At 34.2% G+C, this 22,800-nt stretch carries 26 protein-coding genes and 2 pseudogenes; 20 read left to right on the plus strand and 8 right to left on the minus strand.

Translation table 11 applies throughout. The features are described 5' to 3' along the window. The 11 genes and pseudogenes from ACNART_RS00005 to ACNART_RS00055 form a co-directional block, all read left to right on the plus strand. Nucleotides 1-389 (plus strand): annotated as a pseudogene (locus ACNART_RS00005) (phage tail tape measure protein); the annotation flags it as partial. After that, nucleotides 390-986 carry a hypothetical protein gene (locus ACNART_RS00010; protein ID WP_416303401.1) on the plus strand — a complete coding sequence of 199 codons (597 nt, stop codon included), beginning with the start codon at nt 390-392 and terminating at the stop codon, nt 984-986. Next, a complete protein-coding gene (locus tag ACNART_RS00015; RefSeq protein ID WP_012367795.1) occupies nt 986-1,567 on the plus strand; it encodes a hypothetical protein in 582 nt (193 codons plus the stop codon). Before ACNART_RS00010 ends, ACNART_RS00015 begins: the two co-directional genes overlap by 1 nt. 56 nt (nt 1,568-1,623) lie before the next feature. After that, the gene (locus tag ACNART_RS00020; RefSeq protein WP_287236847.1) at nt 1,624-2,022 is read left to right on the plus strand and encodes a DUF6950 family protein; all 399 of its coding nucleotides are present in this window, start codon (nt 1,624-1,626) and stop codon (nt 2,020-2,022) included. Further along, nucleotides 2,022-5,837, plus strand: coding sequence for a phage tail tip fiber protein (locus ACNART_RS00025; RefSeq protein ID WP_416303402.1), 3,816 nt, complete (start codon nt 2,022-2,024; stop codon nt 5,835-5,837). The genes ACNART_RS00020 and ACNART_RS00025 overlap by 1 nt, the downstream gene beginning before the upstream one ends. Before the next feature lie 3 nt (nt 5,838-5,840). After that, nucleotides 5,841-6,092 carry a hypothetical protein gene (locus ACNART_RS00030; protein ID WP_004242498.1) on the plus strand — a complete coding sequence of 84 codons (252 nt, stop codon included), beginning with the start codon at nt 5,841-5,843 and terminating at the stop codon, nt 6,090-6,092. Continuing rightward, the gene (locus ACNART_RS00035) at nt 6,077-6,340 is read left to right on the plus strand and encodes a hypothetical protein (RefSeq protein ID WP_161738346.1); all 264 of its coding nucleotides are present in this window, start codon (nt 6,077-6,079) and stop codon (nt 6,338-6,340) included. The genes ACNART_RS00030 and ACNART_RS00035 overlap by 16 nt, the downstream gene beginning before the upstream one ends. Then, the gene (locus tag ACNART_RS00040; RefSeq protein WP_198801164.1) at nt 6,337-6,978 is read left to right on the plus strand and encodes a hypothetical protein; all 642 of its coding nucleotides are present in this window, start codon (nt 6,337-6,339) and stop codon (nt 6,976-6,978) included. Before ACNART_RS00035 ends, ACNART_RS00040 begins: the two co-directional genes overlap by 4 nt. Nucleotides 6,979-7,299: 321 nt before the next feature. After that, a complete protein-coding gene (locus tag ACNART_RS00045) occupies nt 7,300-7,965 on the plus strand; it encodes a hypothetical protein (RefSeq protein ID WP_198801165.1) in 666 nt (221 codons plus the stop codon). Nucleotides 7,966-8,005: 40 nt separating this feature from the next. After that, entirely contained in the window at nt 8,006-9,649 is a 1,644-nt protein-coding gene (locus ACNART_RS00050; RefSeq protein WP_416303403.1) for an RNA-directed DNA polymerase, read from the plus strand. A gap of 18 nt (nt 9,650-9,667) precedes the next feature. Continuing rightward, nucleotides 9,668-9,976 (plus strand): isocitrate/isopropylmalate family dehydrogenase, encoded by a 309-nt coding sequence (locus ACNART_RS00055; RefSeq protein ID WP_416303404.1) that lies wholly within the window; start codon nt 9,668-9,670, stop codon nt 9,974-9,976. A 110-nt stretch (nt 9,977-10,086) separates the two neighbouring features. On the opposite strand, the pseudogene ACNART_RS00060 reads toward ACNART_RS00055, so the two are convergent. The 3 genes and pseudogenes from ACNART_RS00060 to ACNART_RS00070 all read right to left on the minus strand — a co-directional run. Beyond that, nucleotides 10,087-10,308 (minus strand): annotated as a pseudogene (locus ACNART_RS00060) (integrase); the annotation flags it as partial. Beyond that, nucleotides 10,309-10,950, minus strand: coding sequence for an IbrB-like domain-containing protein (locus tag ACNART_RS00065; protein ID WP_198629797.1), 642 nt, complete (start codon nt 10,948-10,950; stop codon nt 10,309-10,311). 12 nt (nt 10,951-10,962) lie between these two features. Beyond that, nucleotides 10,963-12,189: a phosphoadenosine phosphosulfate reductase gene (locus tag ACNART_RS00070; protein ID WP_198619665.1), complete on the minus strand. Its 1,227-nt coding sequence runs from the start codon at nt 12,187-12,189 to the stop codon at nt 10,963-10,965. A 304-nt stretch (nt 12,190-12,493) separates the two neighbouring features. Between ACNART_RS00070 and ACNART_RS00075 the strand changes: the two genes are divergently transcribed. The 4 genes from ACNART_RS00075 to ACNART_RS00090 all read left to right on the plus strand — a co-directional run bounded on the left by ACNART_RS00075 (nt 12,494) and on the right by ACNART_RS00090 (nt 14,895). Further along, nucleotides 12,494-13,153: a class I SAM-dependent methyltransferase gene (locus ACNART_RS00075; protein WP_198629798.1), complete on the plus strand. Its 660-nt coding sequence runs from the start codon at nt 12,494-12,496 to the stop codon at nt 13,151-13,153. A 62-nt stretch (nt 13,154-13,215) separates the two neighbouring features. Then, nucleotides 13,216-13,611: a subtilase family AB5 toxin binding subunit gene (locus ACNART_RS00080; protein WP_198619664.1), complete on the plus strand. Its 396-nt coding sequence runs from the start codon at nt 13,216-13,218 to the stop codon at nt 13,609-13,611. A gap of 124 nt (nt 13,612-13,735) precedes the next feature. Next, nucleotides 13,736-14,071: a c-type lysozyme inhibitor gene (locus ACNART_RS00085; RefSeq protein WP_198625535.1), complete on the plus strand. Its 336-nt coding sequence runs from the start codon at nt 13,736-13,738 to the stop codon at nt 14,069-14,071. A gap of 320 nt (nt 14,072-14,391) precedes the next feature. After that, nucleotides 14,392-14,895 (plus strand): hypothetical protein, encoded by a 504-nt coding sequence (locus tag ACNART_RS00090; protein WP_349443046.1) that lies wholly within the window; start codon nt 14,392-14,394, stop codon nt 14,893-14,895. A gap of 77 nt (nt 14,896-14,972) precedes the next feature. On the opposite strand, the gene ACNART_RS00095 is transcribed toward ACNART_RS00090, so the two are convergent. Further along, nucleotides 14,973-16,976 carry an autotransporter outer membrane beta-barrel domain-containing protein gene (locus ACNART_RS00095; protein ID WP_349443045.1) on the minus strand — a complete coding sequence of 668 codons (2,004 nt, stop codon included), beginning with the start codon at nt 16,974-16,976 and terminating at the stop codon, nt 14,973-14,975. A gap of 265 nt (nt 16,977-17,241) precedes the next feature. Further along, complete coding sequence (locus ACNART_RS00100) at nt 17,242-17,712, minus strand: hypothetical protein (RefSeq protein ID WP_349443044.1); 471 nt, start codon at nt 17,710-17,712, stop codon at nt 17,242-17,244. 270 nt (nt 17,713-17,982) lie between these two features. Here ACNART_RS00100 and ACNART_RS00105 point away from each other — a divergent pair, with 270 nt between their 5' ends. The 3 genes from ACNART_RS00105 to ACNART_RS00115 all read left to right on the plus strand — a co-directional run bounded on the left by ACNART_RS00105 (nt 17,983) and on the right by ACNART_RS00115 (nt 19,529). Beyond that, nucleotides 17,983-18,138: a hypothetical protein gene (locus ACNART_RS00105; RefSeq protein WP_194952313.1), complete on the plus strand. Its 156-nt coding sequence runs from the start codon at nt 17,983-17,985 to the stop codon at nt 18,136-18,138. Between the two features lie 577 nt (nt 18,139-18,715). Continuing rightward, nucleotides 18,716-19,063: a hypothetical protein gene (locus ACNART_RS00110; protein ID WP_198625539.1), complete on the plus strand. Its 348-nt coding sequence runs from the start codon at nt 18,716-18,718 to the stop codon at nt 19,061-19,063. Between the two features lie 244 nt (nt 19,064-19,307). Then, entirely contained in the window at nt 19,308-19,529 is a 222-nt protein-coding gene (locus ACNART_RS00115; protein WP_416303405.1) for a DUF465 domain-containing protein, read from the plus strand. Nucleotides 19,530-19,734: 205 nt separating this feature from the next. On the opposite strand, the gene ACNART_RS00120 is transcribed toward ACNART_RS00115, so the two are convergent. The 3 genes from ACNART_RS00120 to ACNART_RS00130 all read right to left on the minus strand — a co-directional run bounded on the left by ACNART_RS00120 (nt 19,735) and on the right by ACNART_RS00130 (nt 21,554). Beyond that, nucleotides 19,735-20,001, minus strand: a complete 267-nt coding sequence (locus tag ACNART_RS00120) for a putative Se/S carrier-like protein (protein WP_198625540.1) — start codon at nt 19,999-20,001, stop codon at nt 19,735-19,737. Continuing rightward, a complete protein-coding gene (yedE, locus tag ACNART_RS00125; RefSeq protein WP_232805388.1) occupies nt 19,976-21,061 on the minus strand; it encodes a YedE family putative selenium transporter in 1,086 nt (361 codons plus the stop codon). The genes ACNART_RS00120 and yedE overlap by 26 nt, the downstream gene beginning before the upstream one ends. Nucleotides 21,062-21,308: 247 nt before the next feature. Next, a complete protein-coding gene (locus tag ACNART_RS00130; protein WP_232797436.1) occupies nt 21,309-21,554 on the minus strand; it encodes a hypothetical protein in 246 nt (81 codons plus the stop codon). A 201-nt stretch (nt 21,555-21,755) separates the two neighbouring features. Between ACNART_RS00130 and ACNART_RS00135 the strand changes: the two genes are divergently transcribed. Further along, nucleotides 21,756-22,037: a DUF5339 domain-containing protein gene (locus ACNART_RS00135; protein WP_368926842.1), complete on the plus strand. Its 282-nt coding sequence runs from the start codon at nt 21,756-21,758 to the stop codon at nt 22,035-22,037. A gap of 213 nt (nt 22,038-22,250) precedes the next feature. After that, on the plus strand, nt 22,251-22,784 hold the full coding sequence (locus ACNART_RS00140; RefSeq protein ID WP_198619658.1) for a dihydrofolate reductase family protein: 534 nt from the start codon (nt 22,251-22,253) through the stop codon (nt 22,782-22,784). Nucleotides 22,785-22,800: the final 16 nt, after the last annotated feature.

Raw genomic sequence — 22,800 nt, forward strand, 5'->3', positions numbered from 1 at the left:
GCTATACGGGGCATGGCGGGAAATTCGAACCTAAAGGGATTGTACATGGTGGTGAGTTTGTTTTTACCAAAGAAGCGACGGCTAAATTGGGTGTCGGCAATCTCTATCGCTTAATGCATGCGGCGCAAGGTTATGCTTCAGGTGGCTTTGTGGGGGCGGTCGCAGGGCGAATGCTGGTTACACCACAACCGACGTTAGCCCGTGCAGGCGGTGTGCAAATGACGGTCGTTAATCATATTACGGTGACGGGAAATGGTGACGCTGTACTTGCGCAGGCAATGAAAGAAGCCGCACAACAAGGTACAGAAGCTGGTGCACAGAAAGCTCACGCGATGATGTTACAAGACTTTCAAAGTAATGGCGCAGCACGTAGAACATTAGGAGTTTAAATGTCTATTCTTGAATGGCCAAAAGAGGTGATCCCCACACAGGAAAACTGGCAATTATTGAGTAACAGCAAAACCTTTACCTCGCCGTTTAATGGAAGTAGTCAAACGGTGCGCTTTCCGGGAAGTCGTTGGCGTTGTGAGCTGACATTCAATAATTTAAATGAAGAGAAATCGCGCCAGTTAGAAGCGCTGGTGGCTTCATTGGATGGCATGTCGGGGCGAGTCAAGATAACCAGTTGGATAAGAAAAGGGCGTTATGGATATGGTTCGCCTCGTATTGCAATACCAAGCCAATTGGGACATCGGCTAGAAACAAAGGACTGGAAGCGTAATATGCGCGTGTTACAACAAGGGGATCGCTTAACTGTGGGCAATGAACTCAAAATGGTGGTGGCGGATGTGGTCAGTGATAATCAAGGCCGTGCCATTATTCTTATTTCGCCGATGTTAAGAACATCACCTACCGTCAATGAAATGCTCGAGGTTGAGCGTCCTTTTGGAGTATTTCGGCTCGTTGATAATGAACAGGGGAAATTTCAGCATCGTCGCTTGGGGTATACCCATATCACGTTATCTTTTGAGGAGGTGTTGTACTGATGCAATATCATCCATTTTCTGATGCCATGGTCAACGCGATTAATGAGGGGGCTTATATCGTTTTAGCTGCCAGACTCGATTTGAAATCAGGCGTGACCTGTGCGCATACCGGCGTTGGGCAACTGATTATTGCGGGTGAAACTTATTTGGGTGTGGGCAGTTTAGGCGAAATCAGTCAGCTAAAAGAAAATAAAACAACCAGCCCTCCACAACTACAGCTTAAATTAGCCGGTTTTGATAAATCACTGGTGGGGATGGTGATGAATGAGCAAAGTCGAGGGCGAGAAGTGCGGTTGATGATGGTCGCCATCGGCGAAGAGGGGAAACCGTTGCTTGCTGAAGTCTTGTTTGTCGGACAAATCACATCTATCAATGTGGTGTCTGGCGAAGAAAATGCCGTATGTGTTAATGTTTCTAATCGATTCGAGCGATGGTCAATCGGGTTACCCGATAGATTCACCGATGAGTCGTGGTCATCTCGAAGACAAGGTGATCGCATCTTTCGCTATGTTGCTCAAATGGCTGAGCGGGCTATTTATTGGGGCAGTAAGAAAGATGCACCTGCATTTATTTATAAATAATCTTATTGCTTTGTTAAACCCACTTTTGTGGGTTTTTTGCTATTTAAGGTCAGTACATGAAACAACCCAACTGGACACTTAAATTACCTGAAACCATAAGGGCGGCCATGAGTCGCCCTTTTTCATGGGGTGAATTTGATTGTTGTATTTTTGCCTCTGAATGTATTGACGCACAATGCGGTTTCTCGCCAATAAAGCCTTATCTCAATCACTATAAAACCAAAGCCGAAGCCTTCAACCTGCTCAAATCCAAATTTGGCTCCTTAGAGAAAGCCGTATCACGCTATTTCAAATCCATTGAGATTGAGCGCGTTCAGCGTGGCGACCTCGTACTGTTTAAAGGTGAGGATGGTGACAGTCTAGCCGTGGTCTGGGCGGGGCATTATTGGGGCGTAACCCCACAAGGCGTGAAGCCAGTGCAGATTAAGCCAATCAAAGCGTGGAGAGTGGAATAATGGGTGGGAGTGGTGGATTAATTTCAAAAGTCGTGGGTGCGGGCTTAATGATTGCGGGGCTGTTTACCGGAGGTGTCACCTCTGCGATGGGCATGGCACTGATGGCAGCAGGCGTTGCGGTTCAAGTCGCGGGTTCGCTTATCTTTAAGCCTAAACTTCCTTCCATGAATTATCGAGATACCAGTGAACGCAAACAGATGTTACGTTCATCGTCTGCGCCTGAAACCGTAATTGTCGGAAAAACAGTGATATCGGGTTTGCTTTTCTTCGCCGAAGAAGAAGCGGGTGAACAAGATGAAAATGAAAAAATCACACTAGCATTAGCGCTGGCAGGGCACCCCATAGAGAAAATCGGGAAGATTTGGTTAGGGGACGATTTAATTGAGACGTTTGGTGAATATACCGTTCATGAAGTTAAACACCTTTGGTTGAAGAGTTTAAAAATCACGGCACCTGTTGTTGAAGTGGAGTTGCATAATGACAGGGAAGATGTCGATCCCTTTATGCTTAAAAATTGCCCTTCATGGAAAGAGGATATGATTGGTCGAGGTCTGGCGTGGTTACGTGTGACACTAACGTTTGACCAAGAAAAATTCCCTTATGGATTACCCAATGTGAAATGTGAAGTCTGGGGAAAACATCTGTTTGATCCTCGCTCTGGGCAAACTGTGTGGAGTAACAATGGGGCCTTAGTGATTTTGGACTATTACCGCCATTATTTAAAAGTGCCTGATACGGATATTGATTTTGACAGCTTTAAACAGGCAGCCGATTTATGTGATGAAAAAGTGAGTCTACCAGAAGGCGGATTTGAGTCGCGATATACCCTTAATGGTGCTTATGATTTAAATGAGAGTCCATCCAGTGTTTTGGACGCGATGCACAAATGCATCAACGCGGAACCGACATTCACCGCAGGAAAACACGGTATTCAAATTGGCGCTTATTATGGGCCTGCAATAAAAACCATCACTGAATCACAATTGATTGGCACAGTCACATGTACCCCTGAAACAGGATTAAAAGATGCCACAAATGCAGTGTATGGCACGTTTATTGATGCCGAACAGTTATACACAAAAACGGATTTCACGCCTGTGATTGTGGACGAATGGGTGAAAGAGGATGGCTTAGAAATTCGAGAGAATATCGACTATCGTTTTGTCACCAGCCCTTATCAAGCCCAACGATTAGCTCGCCAATATCTCCGTAAAAAGAAAGCAGGAAGACGGGTTCAACTCACTATGAACTTAGACGGCTATGCTTATCGTCCGGGGGAAGTTGTGCTTTTAGAATTACCGGTTTTGGGGATTAGTGGGCTGGAATTTCGTATTGCCGAATGGTCTTTTCATGCTTTAGACGGGGTAGCTTTAACGTTGGAAGAGGATGGTGCCTATTTATATGAAGATGTGATTGGCAAACCGTTTGAGCGTCCGCCATTTGTGAGTTTACCCGCTGGTGGCGTTGCTTCCCCTATTAATCTTACCTTTGTTCCACTTGCAGTCAGTGACATCGTGCAAGGTACGCTTTCTTGGCAGAATGTGGCTACTGATGTGCGCTATAACACCGTCACTATTCTTCAAGAAGGCAACGTTATTCAATCTATTCAGGTACCAGCTGAACGTGTTGATATTAACGGATTAGCGCGAGGGACTTATCGTGTTGAAGTTAGAGCAATAAATGTGGCCGGTGCAATGTCGGCACCCGCTATCAGTGACTTTGCCATTCAAGCACCACCACCTCCTGAGCATATTGATGTTACTTCTGGCTTATTTAATCTGACCATTGCACCGAAACAAGGCGATAGTGCTGTCTTTGGTTATACCTTTGAGTTTTGGTTTAGTGAGGAAAAGCTCGCTAATTTTTCTGAAAATGAAGTGATCACCAAAACAAATAAAGTTGGCCAAGGGAATTTCTGGACGCAAGAGAATTTACAAGCAGGGCATACGTATTATTTTTATGTTCGAACAATCAACAGCTATGGTAAATCACCTTTTGTGGAAGCTTCTGGTGTTTGCTCTTCTCAAACCGATTTAATTCTTGAAGAATTAGCTGGGCAAATTAGTCGAGATCAACTCGCACAAGACCTATTGGGTGAAATTAACAGCAAAGCTAACCAAATCGATATTACAGAATTACATGAGTTAATGAGGATAAATCACGACAAGCTTTTAGAGGAGTCAATGAGGCAAGGCGCGACGATTGAAGAAAGTGAAAAAAAACGGGAGGAATCAGAAAAATTACTGGCTGAGCGGATGAATAAAGTTTCAACGGCAACAGAAGTACAGGCCGCCGCAATTAAACAAGAGCAACAAGCGCGTATTGAGTCTGATCAAACCGAAGCGCAACAACGCCAATCTTTAGCGACACAACTTCGTGGTGATTATACCGGCAATGATTTATCGAAAGTCACCGCAGGACTTATCTCCGCCGAGAAGCAAGCGCGAGTTACAGGCGATCAAGCGGAAGCGAAAGCCCGCCAATCACTGGAAACACGGATGAATGGGAATGTTTCCGCGATTAATAAATCATTAGAAACCCTCACCTCGAAACAGCAAGCACAAGCGCAAGAGATTTCAACGCTCAATTCAAATCTTAAGGGGAAAGCTGATAGTAGTGCAGTAAATGCATTAAATACGCGAGTATCTAATATCGATGGCAAAGTGACATCGGCAACCTCTCAGGTACAAGCGTTATCCAGCAAATTAGAGACGGTAAAAGTCGATTTAACCGAATCTGTGGTGGTGGATTTAGATTTATCGAAACTCAATGAAAACACCTACTATCCGGTTATTTTGCCTTTAGTGACCTCTCGACGTTATGCCTTTAAGGTTTTTAGAACCTTAGGGCAATATTCAGACAATAAACCCAGTTATGCAACCCACAGCACCAAAGGTTTTGCCGTGATTGTGGAATGGCAAGTGAGTGCATCAGGATGGGGAACCCAGTCTGAAAACCGCATCATTGATAATTTTGATTGGCGATGGACAAATCAATCTCCTGTGATGGGACCCGCTCAATTAATAAATGGTTCTGTGGAATATATTTATTTGCGAGGAGGCGCTAAATACCAACTCACTAAGCATAAAAGTGTTAACCATCAAATTATCACCATCACTTATACCAACAACAAGCAATCGTTGGCACCAAAAGGATTTGTGGCGAATGACGTACCTAAATCGAGTGAACAGAAAGCCAATGCAACGGCGAATGCGGTAAACCAACTTGAAACTAAGGTAACTGAGGTTTCAGGCAAAGTTATCTCTACCGCCCAACAAGTGACTCGCTTAGAAAGCCAAGTGGGTACAAGTTCAGCCAAAATCGAACAAACTTCGAAAGTGGTCACAGACATAAATGGCAAAATTTCGGCATCATGGACAATGAAAGTTCAGCAAGATAGCAAAGGGAATAAAGTCATTACTGGCATTGGTTTAGGGTTTAATGCGCAAGGAAATAGCCAGTTTCTGGTCAATGCCCAAAACTTTGCAGTGATATCGTCATTAAACGGTAAAGTGGTGACGCCTTTTGTGATCCAAAATGGACAAGCTTTTTTCAATGATGCGTTATTTAGTAAGGCAACCATTGATAAATTATCGATAGGTAAAAAAATCACATCCACTAATTATTCAGCTGGCAAGAAAGGATTTAATATTGATGCCACAACAGGGAATGTTGAATTAAATGATGCAGTATTTCGTGGACGGTTAGATATTAACTCAGGAGGAACAAAAGGGCGGTTAGTGATCACAAATAATACTATTTATGTTTACGATGAAAATAATCAGTTAGCGGCAAAAATAGGTTATTTAGGGTAGCGTATGAAGTTTATTGTTTTAATTACAGCATTATTATTGTCAGGGTGTACCTCTGGATATAAGAAAGTCGATTGCCAAGGTGTTTACCAAATAAAAACTTTTCACTATCAACAACCTGTATTAGTAAAGTTTGATAAAAAGAGAGAAACCATTAAAGGGCCTCTTTATCATGCTGTACCTCAATTAGGATTTAAATTCTTGGGAGGATGGGTATCTCCTGATGCCGTAGAGGATTTTTCATGCCGTGGGGAATAGAGATATATGAAAAAGGAAAGCCAATAAAAATCACAGGGCGTTCGTTTATTTTTGACCAAATAGCTGTCACTCAAAATGGCAGTAAAACTTATAATAATATTCCTAAAGGGCGGTCATTGGCCGCCTATATTGTAGCGAGAAATCGAGGATCTTATTTCACTGTTAGAGTCGAGAATAATAAAATTTCGTGGAATTCTCTACGTGGTAGTCAATCGATTAATGGAATTATTATGGTACTAATTAAATGAGTAAATATGGTGCATTATTTTTTAATCAAGGTATTACCGAAGAATTAACACCTTATGAATCAGCCGTATTTTTAAAAAAGATAAAAACAAAACCCGGAATAATTAAAGTTATCGAAGGTAATAATAATGCAGTGCCACTTATTTTTATTCGAGTTCTTAATTCCTCTAATCCATCATTAGGTGGATTATCTGAAGTGATTTATGAGAATAATGCGTGGTGTGTGAATTTAATCGATACTATTCAAGGTAATTCAGCAGAATATGAGCTTTATGTATTTGTGAAGTCTTCTTATCATATTTCACTTCATCCCCAAAAATGGGGGATTCAAATCTATCATAAAGGTGTTATTACACACGCTTCAAGCCAAAGACCACTTAATTTATTAGAAGGAAATAACTTTGTACTTACAGGAAATAATTGGAGTGGTGTAGATGTAGGTTTTCCCTGTGCGGTATTAATCACAACAATTGGGCAGATTGGTATGATGGATTCGATGGGAGGAAAAACGATTAGAGTAACTCTTTGTGGACGAGGTAACCGTATTATTCCTCATTCCATGATAGTGGCCGGACAAATGTCAACAACCTCACTAGGAAAGCAGTATTTTTATATTGATGTGAGGGAGTATGGTGGGTGATAAAAGAGTTTAGATAGGTAAAGCTGGATAGTTAATTGGCTTGTGGCGAAATGGTAAAACTATGGGGGTGAATTCAGTAGATTGATGAGAATGCTATAGGTAAGGAATAGTTACACAATGAAATTTATATTTATGACTGAGGTTATTGAATAATTATTCTAATAATAGTTATTATGAATATATGCCATTAATCAAGAGTATTAGAGAAAATATTATTGTGCACTTTAAATGTATTGATTTAGTTTTTATTTTGATTGGCATGTAGACCCATGGTTATATCTTAAGTATTATATAATTTGAATTTATATTGGGTAATGTTAAATGATTGAAAAAATAAGGATTTCTCTTTGGGATATTTTCACTTTTTTTATGACGGGAGTATTTTTTGTTATCGTTATTTTGGGATTTATAACTATAAATAACCAATTACCCCAAAAAGAAGTGATTTTTGATTTTTTGATTAAGTTACCAGCAACTTATATCCTTGTTGTTATGCCTATCATATTAATATTGTTAGGATTGTTAATAGAGCCAATAGCTAATTTTTTTGAACGTTATATTGGTAAATATTTGTTTTTTTGGATTAAAATAAATGAAGATAAGAGAAAAATAGACAAAGAAACGATGGAAAAATATATAAAAGAAAATAGCTTTGGAGATCTAAATAACAAGATTGAAAATCCTTTCATGATTTGTAAAGAATATGTTGAAACTAAACAGTTAAGTACTACTTTTATGGTTTTTTTATCTAGATATGGCTTTTACCGAAATTGTAGTTTTATTATTTTATTGTTTGGTGTTGCTTGTTTTTTAATTAGCAATTTTTCATGTATTTCTTTTTTGGGGTTAATTGTAAGCTATTTTAGTAGTGGATTATTAAAAAAAAGAGCAGATGAATTCTATAGTTATCAGGCGACTACAGTTTATAGCGCATTTTTGATTGATAATTTAAATTGGCCATCAAAGAAGTTATCAGAAAATAAATAATTACTTAAAATCTCATTAATAACTAGTAGGACGATAAAAAATGGAATTAAAAGGTCTCTTGGAGCGTGGCTATTTTCCCAAAGAGTTACCAAAGCCGTTTATGACAAGATCATTTGCATCACTGATGGATAAATTGTCAGATTACAAGGAACCAGATAAAATTCCAGGTGTTTTTGGTAAGGAAATTGTTAAAAGCTCTAATATACCCGTAGCAAAGGAGGTTTTTTACTCTCTGGCTAGAGTTGGGTTGAAGCGCAGACAGTTGAGTATTTGTAATCCAGTTCTATTTTATTTGCTGGCAAGAGAAATAGTAAATAATTGGCAAGAAATTAAACCAGCTGTTTCTGGTTCAAATTTTGCAGCGACTGAGCCTGAATTTAAGAGTGATGGACGAGCAATTAATGGTAAGTATTCCCAAAGTCAGAGAGTTGAGTTAGCTAAAAAAAACCGTATTGGCGCAAGATATATTTTAACTACAGATATTAGTCGCTTTTATCATAGTATATATACACACTCTATACCATGGGCATTGCATGGTAAAAATTTGGCTAAAGCTAATCGCCGATTGGACAGCTTAGGCAATAAACTAGATTATCTCGTACGACAAGGGCAGGATGGACAAACGGTAGGGATTCCTATTGGTCCTGATACTTCACTAGTAATTGCTGAATTATTAATGCACAGTGTAGATAAAGAAGTAGCTAAAAAATTCCCACATATTAAAGGCCATCGCTTTATTGATGATTATGAACTTAGTTTTGCTAATCGAGATGAAGCGGAGCGAGCATATCATATTTTAGATGCAAATCTTGCTGAGTTTGAGTTGGCTCTTAACACAAAAAAAACTTATATATCAAAGTTACCTGTTAGATTAGAATCTAATTGGCTTTCTGAGTTAAGACAGTTTCAAATTCGTTCAGATAAAAATACTCAACTAAGCGATCTTGAGTCATATTTTTCATTAGCGTTTGATTTATATAATAAATATACTGATGAATCAGTTCTCCAGTGGGCTATCTCATGTCTTCGTTCTGTGCCAATTAATGAAGAAAATTGGGATTCATTCCAACGATTGCTTATGCTCTGTGTTGCTCCTGAGCCGTCTTGTTTACCTTTTGTGCTTGAACAAATTCTTTTACACAAAAAAAATTTATCTAATGTCAATGTGTTAAAAGATGAACTCACTTTTCTTCTTAATAATATAATTATTAAACATGCTGAATTACGCCATTCTAGCGAAGTTGCAAATGCTCTTTGGGGATGTTTAGCATTCCGTTTAAATGTTAATTCAAATGCTGTAAATAAAATTTCAACATGTAGGGATTCGTGTGTTGCCCTTCTGGCATTAGATTGTGAACAGGAGAATCTATTGGAATCGTCTTTAGATAAAACTCTCTGGGATAATTATTTAAATGTCGATGCCTTATATGGTGATCAATGGCTGTTATCATATGAAATGAGTTTAAAAGGATGGATGAAGCCTAAAAAAAATCAAGATTATGTTGAAAAAGATCCAAACTTTTCATTTTTAAAAGAGAACAATGTGTATTTTTATTTAGAACGTAATAAATGGGATGATGATGAATTACCAATAACTCCATCGCTTATGCCTTATGATAATTATCATCATGATAGTTATCACCCTTTGTTTCGTGGTGCTGATTATTCTATTAGTAAAGAATAGTCTGTAAAATCAATTATTGTGTATGAAAATGGTTTCCCCAAAACCACCCCAAACCAAACTAAAAATCAACCTGTTACATACAAATCAAGATCACATAAAAAAAGATTATCACCCATAATAATTATAATTTATTTAATAAGTTACTTAATTATTATGGGTATAATGCTACGCCATATGGGTTGGACAGAAGCGGCTGACTTAATCATTAAAGGTATGGAAGGCGCGATTGCCGCTAAGACTGTAACTTATGATTTTGAACGTCAGCTAGAAGGCGCTAAATTGCTGAAATGTAGTGAGTTTGGTGACGCAATTATCAAACATATGTAATTGTTGATTTGATAAATAGTTAACGGAAGCTTATTAGTTCCCGTTTATTTTTTGTACTATAAAATTCTTCCCCAAAATATCCCCAAAACTCTTCAATTAAACAGCAATAATTACCACACTTTGCCTCTATTATCGTGATATTTAGCGGTCATATTTTGTGTTTTATGCCTCAATATTTTTTGTGTATTAATTCCTTGCTCACGATAAAGTCGCCCGGATAAAGATCGTTGTTCATGGAAAGTAGGGGCTGTGCTTTTTCCCCAAGTTAACCCACATTTATCTCTCGCTTTTTTAAACGTTGTGGTTAACGTATTTAGGGTGACTTGTTCGCCTTATTTTACTGTCCAAGCTTCTGAGAAATTGTGTTTTGAAAATAATTCTGCTAACCCACAGATTTGTTTTAAGCGTAATACTTCATCTTGTGACATACCTAGTTCATCACCAATTTGTTTATCGCTCCATCCCAATCTGGATAGATCTCTAACTATATCTGACATAGCTGCGACTTGATGTTGTCCTCTTGCTCGATTATGACGAATAGTGGTTGCTATTTGATCTGATATTGTGTTGTTTTTAACATCAAGGATGGTGACTGGTAAATAATTATTAATTCGTTTTTTTAAGGCGTTTTCTTTACTTAATAAATAACGATGATAGCCATCAACGATTTGCCACTGCAATTGTTTAGTTTTATTTTGTTGTGCAGATAATACTACAACGGGTTGAGTATAACCGTCTTTTATCAATGAGGTTTTGAGTAATCTCTTTTCTGTGGGAGACATAACATTAGGGTTGTAGTCATTTGCTACGACTTGATTTTGTTTTATCCAAAGAACACAATCTATGGGTTCATTTTTGAACGGACTAATTTGATGAAGAAATAATTTGATTTTGTTGATAGCTTCGATTTTTTGCTCATCATTTAGTTTTAGCAGATAATCTTTTAGCGAAGAAAACACTGTTTCAATAGTCATATTCACCTCTTATTAAATCAACTGCCAATTTTTACGTTTTTCCTGTATCCGCTTGCAATATCGGTCATAACAGTGTGATTTGGTAGGACTAAATGCTAATGTTCTACACCAAAAATCATTACGTAAAATAGTTTTACAGATCCGTCGCCAAGACGGAATTTGTTTACTGCTAGTATCACCCTCTTGTTCATCTGGTATTCCATTTGGATAATCTCGCTCAGTATACCAATGGAGATAAACTGCGATTTTATTTCGGTAATGTTCGGCTGTTTGTTCTGGTACGCTCGCTAGCAAAAAGTGGGCGTAAGATTTCCATGTATGATGGGCGGGTTTACTGATTTTACGTTGTCCAAAAAAACCTGATTTATTACGAGGCTGGGTGTATAACATACCCGCATCAGCACCACTCACTCGTTCACAGGCTAGACTCCACGTCTCAGGTTCTAAAACATGGTATAACCATAGCCCTTTGCGTTGTTCTGGGCCAAATGGCTCACAAATGCGCATTTGACTTAAACTAACCCCAGCTTGGTGCATTAGACTATAAATAGAATTATAGGGTAGGTTAAAACGTGAAATGTATGTCCAAATATCTTTTACATGCCAGTCATAAATAGGATAGGCCATATAATAAAAACCTTCGGGTGATGCCGTTGTCCATGGGATATCGTCGGCATAACGTAGTTTTTGGTTGTTATTGATAGCAATAAAGCGATTTAATGATTCATCCGTCCTGATCCCTAATAAAATAACTGAACTACGATGATTTCCTGTGATCCACTGATTAAATGCAGGTGTGAAGTCTTCAAAAATCATATTCGGATGATAAAAAGGGAAAAAGTCTGGATCAGTGATTGCGTATTCTGGAGGTTGCCTTACCCATTTTTTTTCTGGTTCCCAAGCCGTCCAAGTTGGTTCATATTGTGAGATCCCGCTTTCCGTCGTTATAGGTAATGCAATCCAGTAAAATCGCTCCGTACAGTCTTCATACAAAGATTTCATTTTTGCAACATGGCTAATGGTTGCGGAGTATTGCACTTCCCAGTCAAGAAACATGACATTGAATTTTCGATGTCGTTTTCTTGCTTCAGCAGCAACAAGATGAAAAAGAACAGTAGAATCTTTACCTCCAGAAAAGGAGAGAGAGATTTGTTCAAAAGTATCAAATAACCATTCAATTCGCGTTTGAGTAGCATCTAACACATTTATTCCAAGAGGAATTTTGTGTTTGCAAGACATAACTATCACCAGAATAAGTTAGTTAATAGTATTATTACTTAATCATATTTAGATTATAAAGGTAAGTTATGGTTGCTAGTTGTTACTGAGATTTACTTGAAAAAATAGGATAATAAATCATATCTCATTGTTATTATTGATAGTCTCTAGTAATGAAAAAAATTTTTATAATTAAGAGAAATAAAGTAAGTGACTTAGTGAGTAGATAATGTTTTAAAAATATTTCCTGATTTATTATTCGGTATTTTCAACTATTCATACAATAAATAAAAAATAAAATAGTCATTTTATGATAGGGTATTGTATGACATTAAGTACACATGATGGAGTCAAAGTATATACACCAGTGTCATTGAAGCTATATGATTGGTGGGTGCTTAATATTTCTAATAGCTATGCATGGCACTGTGATACGAATAAATATCTAATTCCACATTTTAAAAATCATCTCAGTGAGCGCCATATGGATATTGGTGTTGGAACGGGCTTTTATTTAAAAAAATCATTAAATTATATAAAAGAAATCTCATTGACTGATCTTAATTTGCACAGTCTGGAACATACTAAAAAGTATATACCTGATGATAAATTAATAAATTGCCTTCAGCATGATGTTTTTCAGCCTTTTTCTAATAAATTAAATGCATCTTATAATTCTATCTCATTGTTTTATTTACTACATTGTTTACCAGGAACGATGGATGATAAGAAAAAAGCGATAGAAAATATAAGTTATTTACTGACAGAAAAAGGGGTTTTATATGGCACAACGATTTTAGGGCAGGGAGTCAAACATAATTTTTTTGGTAAAAAATTAATGTCTATTTACAATAAAAAAGGTATTTTTTGCAATTATTCTGATTCGGTGGACTCTTTGGAAGAAATGCTTTCCTCTTTATTTCATGACATCTCTATTCATGTACAAGGTACTGTCGCTTTGTTCACCGCGAAGAATAAAAAATAATAAGAAATATTATTCTGGATTAGAGACCTTTTATCTTTATTTTCTTAAGGAATGGTATGTTAATGCGTAGCCTATTTTTTACCTTTTTATTATTAACACCAGCGGCATTTGCCACAGATACATTAAGTCATAATATTGAATATTATTCTAATGTTACGTTAACGGATTTTAATTCGGGAAAAATTGAAGATGGTCGGTATTTTTGTGTTAAGGCCATGAATCATGGCGGTGAATTTATCGCCTGTGCAGTATCTAACAAGTCAGATTGGGCCTCTTCTTATGATCACTTTTTTCAGCAAGCACATTATTACTACACAACAGGTAAAAGCTTTAGGTTATATGTTCAACCTAATGTTTGGACTCATCCCAAATTTACTCGAGTATATTCAAATAAAGCGATAGCAGGGTTCGCTAGTTGTCATAATAGTCGTTGTATGGGGCCAACAAAAGATAACTAATTGATTAATAGTAAATTTTATAAATTGGATAAATCCCATTAGAGTTTCAGATAGATTTTTTTAAATTAGTGAAGAGTAAAAGAATACTCTATAAACGCTAACTTAATGATATTTAGGAGACTATATGAAATTTTTATTTAAAAGTGTTTTTCTTGCAGTAGGTATTTTGTCTTCTAGTTTTGTTATGGCAGATAATACTGATGAGATAACCAAAATTTCTTATGTGTGCGAAAATAATAAAGTGATGGAAGTTATCTATGTAAATACAGCAAAAGATAGCTATGCGATCATTAATCAAATGGATGAAATGATCCCAATGAAAATCATGAAAATGGCTTCTGGTGCAAACTATGAGGCGATGAATAAAAATTATACTTATAAGCTTTATACTAAAGGTGATAATGCCGATTTAGTCGAAGGAAAAGATAAACCAGTGTTGAGTGGTTGCAAAGCTAGTTAATTACCACTATTTTTATTGAAAATCATTTAGCGCTCTTACTAGAGGTCACTTCGGTGACCTTTTTTGTATATTTAGTTGATAAATTTGAAATTTGATACAAATAACAATTTTTAAGGAGGAAGAAGAAAATTATAATGGATTATAAAATAATCAAATAGCAATTTAAAATTATTATATATGATTAATGAAATATGATAAAAAAACCATTATACAGAAAGAAGAATACAACAACACGAATTTATCCTTGCGATCACCATATGGATATAATTCACTATATGAAAATATAATTATTTTCTTACAACAAATAGGTTAGAGGTGGTATGAAAAAATACTCATATTCTCAGTTATTTAGTTATGTAATTTCAATTTTATTTATTATAGCTGTATTTTTCTATTGGAAAATTGAAATTAAAGAGTATGTTATAGTTTCAAATGTATCGATTAAAATAGCATTAGGGTTCTCTTTTATTGCCTCGTTAGTATGCTTTTTCTTTATATATAAAAAACCAACTTTTAATAAGGAAATAAAAAATTTATTAATTTTTCCTTTAGCATTAATTATGATTATATTTATTATTGTATATTTCATACTTTCTAATATTGTTTATTTTACTAGCGGAGAAATAAGTAGCTATAAGTCTAGTTACTCATACGTAGAAGGAAGAAGATCATGTTCTGGTATAAAAATAAATGATGAAAGTGAAGGTGAAGTAAAGATTTGTGCTAAAATTGTTCACGGTAATATTTATGAAACGGGAAATGCAGAAGTTTTTAAGAAAACAAATGCAATAGGTTTTGAACTGATATCAGCAAAAACATACTAATATGAAACTGAAATAGAAAACCTCATAAGTTATGAGGTTTTTTATGTGTTAATTTTATAAAATGAAAAATAAAATAGTTAAAAACTCATTCTAAATCCTGCTGTTACATATATCGGAGTTTCTATTTTATTACCATTTTGATAGTTTATTTCAGTATAGAAAAGAGCATCATTACCTATATTAGTTGTTAAACCAACGCCGTACTTACCAGTATTCCCAGAATAACGACTATCAAATGATACGTTATTAATTTCTATTTCGTTATTTTTAATGAATTCACGAGATATTGCTGCTTTTATGTAAGGCTTAACATTGTGGTTTGCAATCAGTAAATTACTTTCTAATGTGGTTCCTAATTCACCTTTTAAGCTATCCGCATTGTGGATGTTTGCTTTCATACCATTATCTAATAAATAATGCGACTTACCAATATGAGAATAAAAGATCTGGCTGTATGGTGTCAGTGTTAATGCGTTTGAGAACGCAATAGGATAGCCTATTTCTGTTGACGTTGTAACCGCATTTTGATTGTAATTTCCTTTAACTCTTCTACCTTCATTCATATTAGTATTGATTTCATTATGAAGATGATTCATCTTAAATAAAGAGTCTACATAAAAACCAGAATGATTAATCCAAGTTAAATAAATACCACCACTATAGCTATTAATATCACCATTATTAATATTGTCAGATTTGATCTTACTCTTAGTGTAAGAAGTTATTAAACCAAATAGTAATTGGTTATTATTTATGGCTATCTTCTTATCTATACCAACTTGCATTCCATTTAAGTTTGAATTGAATTGACTATAACCTTTATCATTCAAATGAGAATTATCATTTAAATAGCGAACCCACACTCCGAGATCATTATTATTTTCACGCAAGAAGCCCATTCTTTGGCGTAAAGTACTCGTCTCAATACTCAATATATGCTGTGGTGCTGAGGCCATATTAATAACGGCTTGAGCACTATTGCTTAATATAGGTTGAGTAACATTAGGCTGTTTAGATGTATCAGGTTGTTTGGAGGTATCAGGTTGTTTAGAGGTATCAGGCTGTTTAGAGGTATCAGGCTGTTTAGAAGTATCCGGCTCGCCTGATTTTCCACCTACAAGATACCACTCTGTATGACCATCATTAGTTTTGCTATTTAGTTTATATTTCCAAACACCAACTTCAACATGACCCTCTTTATTTAATAAATTAAAATTAGCATCACCTCTATTTACATAAACTAATTGAGTATTTTTAGGATCAGAAATTTCTTCTCCGCTATCATTTATTTTTAATCCAAAATGCCCAGTAGCATGATCTGAAATATAAATATTATCGCTTAAACCATTGGCTAACCTGCTACTTAAAATAAAAGTACCTTCACCGGTGAGCGTTTTCAATTCAAGCCGATTAAATTGCATGCCAGAAATATAATGTTCCATTTCAAGTTGGCTACCAGATTGCATCTCTAGATTGTTAATATGAGTAATTAATTCTGGGCCTGGTTTTTCTGGTCTAGGAGCATCGCCATCATCACCATAATCTTCGTTCCATGAGGGTAAAATATATGTTTTACCTGCTAGTGTTAAGTTTTCTATAAAGATTTTAGTTGAAGGGACAGGATCATTTTTAGATACATCAGTAGATTCAGCATCAATGTTATCAATATATAATTCAGCATTTTTATCTATAAATAATTTGCCTATAGATGATGAACCTGCGCTCATATCAATATTACTTGTGCCTGTTACTATAGTATCTTTAATAGTAGGAATACCTATTTTTTTTGCATCATGAGTATACATGCTAATAGTAGCATCGTCTTTAACGATAGTACCTATCGCGAGACTATCACCATTCATTCTTAATATTGCCTCGTTTGAAAGAGTAATATTTTGTATTTCGTGGTTTTTATCTATATAAAGATTTGTTGTATCACTGTAAGTAGAATTAGAAGTAATTTCATTATTGGAGAGAATAACACCTTGTACATTATTTTCTTTTGCATAAACAGAACTGGCTAAGAAAGATAATACACTTATAGTAATAATATTCTTACTAAAATGTTTATTCAATAGCATAAAAAATGACCTTTTTATTTTTTATTGTGTGAAAAATAATTAATTTATGCTTAATGATTATGTTATTTGTTTTTTTTATCAATTTAAATAACCGTAAAAAAATTTATTTAGAATATAATCTTTCTTAAGGTGAATTCTATTAAAGAAAAATATAATTATTTGCTATATAGAATAATATATCTTAGATGGGTTATTTAGCTTATGGTGTTTTTTATTTAAAAAAACACCATAAGCTAAATAAGAGAATATCATAATAGCCTAGCTATTATTCTTTGGGGTTTCTGTATACTAAAATAGCAAAAAATAGAGCCCATAAGAAACTGATAACTTTAAACCATTTAGGATATTTTTTTTGTAGAGAAAACCAGCAAAAAATAAAGGGAGCAAAAAAAGTGGCAATTGCTAGGATAGCAAATTTTGTTTTATAAAATCTTTTTGCTTTAAATTCTTTTTTAACTCTTTTCTCAATTTCTTTGCCGTTTCTTTCTACTTTAGCTCTTTCATTATTCCATAATGGGTATTTATTATCTAACCAACGCGTTATCCCAAATAATGAGCTGGTAATTCTATTTTTTGCGTATTGACTTGTATCGCCAGAATATTTGATTTCTTGAATAATTTGAAAGAATGATACAGTAAGCTTAAGAAACTCATTGTCTAATTTCTCATAAGGCAGAGGCTTATCAGAGTTAGGGCTTTTACTTTTTTTCTCCGATCGTTCAAAACAACCAATCATTGTAGATACTTTATCAACGGTTTTATCTGCAAATTTATTAAATTCTCTTTTTTGAATTTCTTGCGGTGACTGTCCATCATCAGAAAGACTAATTTATCATAAATATATTAATGTTTTTTCTAAACTTAAACAACGAACTATATCGTAAATATCCTATCGATAATGTACTGCTAATCATCTTTAAATGATGATTTTGTAAAACAGTGTAAGTCAGACCGTTCTGTTACTGTTTTGTGCCAATATTTTCTCTTTTACAAATGGGGAATTATTATGTCTACAATGAAAACAGAAGTTATTGTTATTCGTTTAACAAAAAAAGAGCGTGCATTATTGGATTCAATAAAAACAGCACCACTACTTGCAGATTGGATGAAAGAATTAGCACTTTCTAAATTACAAGAGCAAGATATTTCATCTAATAAATAGTTACAAATGCCGGCAAAAATGGAATTGAGTCGGCATCCTTATTTTATTACTTATACAATAAAATTGAGTCGTAACAGTAATAATGGATTATAGTTTATGTCCATTAATTTTAAGATATAGGTATGGATATTAATAAAACTAAAAAAATATTTGAGTAAAGTTAAAGAGATGTAAAGCTAATTGTAATGAGAAAATGATATCAACAACCATTGCCAATAAAAAAGCCCAATGTGGCGGCATTGGGCTTAGTGACTCGAATAGATGGGTATAAAAAACTATTAGAGACCGATATAAATGTAGTGAATTTTCATTTTATAAATTAACAATAAATGCTTTTTTTTAAGTAAAAAGTGCTGTTATGCTTTACGTCGTCTAGTTTTAAAGCAAATTGATGTTTTTTCATTCTATTTAATTGTGTGGAGTTTCGTAGATCTACTCATTTTTATACTTTTGGCTATGTGAATAGAGGGAGCGATGTGCTCTTTTATCAATACTTGGTAGATAACGATAAGTTAATTATAATCAAAAACTTATAAACTCTTTTCTCGAGTGTTTTCTGTAAAATTAAAGATGTAATATGAATAAAAACAATGGGTTATTAATTTCAGAACAACAGAACATAATGTGTGAAAGATATGGTGTTTTACCTCAAAAGCCAGAAGACATGGTAGCGATTGCTTTGGATAACCTAAATGGTAATCCTATTTACGGTACACGCATAAAACACTTAGAAGGTGGTACTATAAGTTGGTTTTTCTATTGTGAGGAATATTGTGCAAAGGACGACTTTTATCAACCATTGCATACAGAACATTTGAAAGAACTGCTACCTGAAGTAATAAATTATCTTTATCTACCAGAAGGATATAATTTTATTATTGATAGAGATGGATATGAAGATGTTTGGTTTGAAGAGATAAATTAATAAGTATTTATCATTATTTTATAATTTTTAGATTAAGTAGATTTACATTTTTATATGCTCTTACGTATTGAATTTTATAACTATGCAGAGAGTATATAATATAAAAATATTGAGCTATTTTAAGAATTAAAAATATTAATTGATGTTGGTCTTATTTTTAACATAAAGACAATGACAGATTAATCAGTTTGAGTAAATATTATAAGAGCATTTAATTCACTATTAATAAGGAAGGTAGCTATTTATGTTTCCAGAATATCGTGATTTAATTTCAAAACTTCGTCAGACTGACCCCCATTTTCGTGCTCTTTTTGAACAACATAACGAACTTGACCATAAAATTGTTAGATTAGAACATAAAGATAGAAGAGGATATGGTGAAGAAGTTGTTGAGCTCAAAAAACAAAAACTAAAACTGAAAGAGGAAATTCATCAGATCCTCAAAAAACCACCGGAAGAAGCGTGAGTAATAAAAAATAATTACTCTATAAATACATAAAGATGCAGAAACCATCCAACTAAAAAGGGATGGTTTTTCGTTTTTAGAAAGATAATTTATTTTTAATTAAAAAATTATATAAACCATATAGTTATATATATAAAGAAAAGGCTACTATTGTAGCCTTTTAACTGTCTAGGTTCTAAATATAATAACTTAGTTATGTACTATGCTAAAACTCATCTTTCCAAAGTACATCAAAATGGTTTGAATCTATTTTATAAACAGCTCTAACGTTATCATTAATATACTGTTTATAAATTTCATCGCCAGAAAAATAAATGGATATGGCTAACTCACATTCTGACGATATTTTTCGTGGAGCATCAATAATTTTTGCGGAAAAATTATCTTGTTGGAGTTGTTGCTGAAGTTTTTTTACAGCGTATTGCTCATGAAAAAGGAATAAATAGTTATGCGCCATTTTTACTAATTCCATTATCTTTTGCTTTATTTGCGACATAGGTATAAATAGCAGCAACAATGACAGCAAACAATAAACCAATAATAACAACTAGCTTACCATTATCGGTAACTCCAGCAGGGCTTGAGGCATAAGTGAAGTTATGAGCAAATGCTGCCCCCACTAACATACCCATGACGCTTACAGCTGCATCTGAGTTACCTTGACCTGCATTAGCTAGTTGTCGTAATGGGCAACCTGTAATGAGTACACCACATAAGCCTACAAGCGCCATAGAGAGCAAATTCCATAGACCATCGCTGTGGGCTATTGGTTGATTTTCAAAACCAAGATTAAACTTGCCTAAATAGAGATTACCCAAAAAAACAACGAGTGTTAATGCGATTACACCAAACGCCATATTGTAATTGCGCGATAAAAATACATGTTTGGCCATTCCAATAAAGCAGAATCTTGTGCGTTGAATAATAAAACCAATAATAAGCCCTGCGATGATAGACATCCACACTGGCGCATGACTTGCTCCAGGGCCTTTCACACTGGCATTAAATATATCACTATTCCATAAGAATAGAGCAAATAGGAATATACATATAATAGGTAAAATAAAACCTTCTATAGGAGATTGGTTATAATTTCTTGGTAGAGAAAATCCTTTTTTGACAAATAAACTACCTATGCCAATTCCTATTATTAATCCAACTAATCCTATAACAGCATTTAAATCACCAGCGCCGATACGAAGTACCATTCTTAATGGACAACCTAAAAAAACTAAGCAGCCTACCATCATTAGAAAACCCAGTGTAAAACGAATAATAGGCGCAGAACCTGCCTTTGATTGAAATTCTTTGAAGATAAGTGCGGCAATAAAAGAACCAAGAATAAAACCAAATATTTCTGGGCGAAGATATTGTACCGTTTCGGTGTGATGCAAGCCCATGCTTCCTGCGCTATCACGAATAAAGCACGCTACACAAACCCCCATATTAGGTGGATTTCCGTTAATGCCAAGAAGTAACGCAAGAGTACCAATAATAAATCCAGATAGGATTAAAACCCATTTTATAGACATCAAATGCCTCCGTTGATGGGGGAAGCCCCCCTGACTAATAGAACCTATTAAGTACGGAGCAACTATATATAAGAATAACGTATGATTCTTTTATATAGATCACGTCAAAATTAATAAACTAGATAAGATAATTTTTAGAATCTAAGAATGTTAATTTAATGAGCAATAAGTTAATTATTGTTTAAATAACTTATTTCCAATAATGAAGAGTATAAAATGATGTTTAGAAAAGGATTAATTTAACTATTTACTTCTTTTTCCACTTTGTATATGCATCTGTAATTACAGATGCAATTTTTTCATAATTATCCCATGTATTTTCAACATAATATGAAGAAGATAACCCTTGGGCTAAAACACGCTCGAAATCTTCAAAATAGCTATTATTTTCTGATTCATAATAATATTGTGTAAATGCATATCCTTCATCACTCAAGTCATCACTAATAAACTTCTCGTCACAAACTTGGATAAGAAATGCAAGACCATCCATGTGTTAGCTGATACGGAAAATAATAAACTAAATTCAATTATCATATTTTGATTCCACTTATAATAATAATCATTATTAGATTAGGCTTTATTTTTTAATTAAGATAATACTTATCCCCATTTTATTATTCTTTGAGATAATACTGACTTAAAAGATAATGGAAGTAACTCTCTAACTGTTAACAATACTTAAAGGATATTTATGAAAATTTTTATTTTAGCTTTGGGTTTATTATCAATTTCTTCTATCGCTGTTTCTGCTGATTTATCTAAAACATGTGAAGACTATTTTAAAGAAACTGACTCTTATGTCGAATTAATGGCAAAAAATGATGCAACTAAAGCTCAAGCAGAAGCGATGAAAGCGCAATATACTCAAGCTAAAGAACAATTTGCAGCATTACCTAAAGATGTACAGGAAAGTACTTGTAAGCAAGCTTTAGATTCTTTAGAGCAAATGAAAAAAATGTCAGCAGGTCAATAAATTTTATTTTATTTCGATAAGCCTTATAATAATTAAAGTTATAAGGCTTTTTTTATGACTAAAAGATAAAAATACTTTTTATATCGCAATATCTTATTATTAAATCTAATTTAAAATTAAAAAATAATTTATTTTCATTACTTCTATGTTTGTTTTCAATTTTATTTATTTAATGTTAATATCAAATGCCTTCTCTAAGAATGAGTATTGAAAATGAACATTGTGGTTTATATTGCAACAAGTTTAGATGGTTATATTGCTGATAAGCAAGGTAATATTGATTGGCTTACCAGTATTGAAAACCCTGAAAATTTAGACTTTGGTTTTTCTGACTTTCTTAGTGAAATAGATGTAATTATTATGGGAAGAACAACGTTTGAAACAATAATGGGTTTTGATATTGAGTGGCCCTATGTTCAGCCTGTTTTTGTATTAAGTAATACCATTAAAGAATTACCAAGCTCATTACCTAGTAATGTAAATATCTTATCAGGAAATGTTAATGAAATAATAAAAAGACTTAAAGATGATGGATATAATAGAGTGTATGTTGACGGTGGAAAAACAGTTCAAGGATTTATTAATGAAGATTTTGTTGATGAACTTATAATAACTAGAATACCTATTTTATTGGGTGAGGGCATACCGTTATTTATTCCAAATGATAAAAAAATAGAATTTACTCATCATAAAACAGAAGTGTATTTAGATTCTTTTGTTAAATCACATTATAAAAAACATAATTAAATATCAATTATTAAAT

The organism is Proteus sp. LHD240705, assembly GCF_047921555.1.
Taxonomy (GTDB): Bacteria; Pseudomonadota; Gammaproteobacteria; order Enterobacterales; family Enterobacteriaceae; genus Proteus.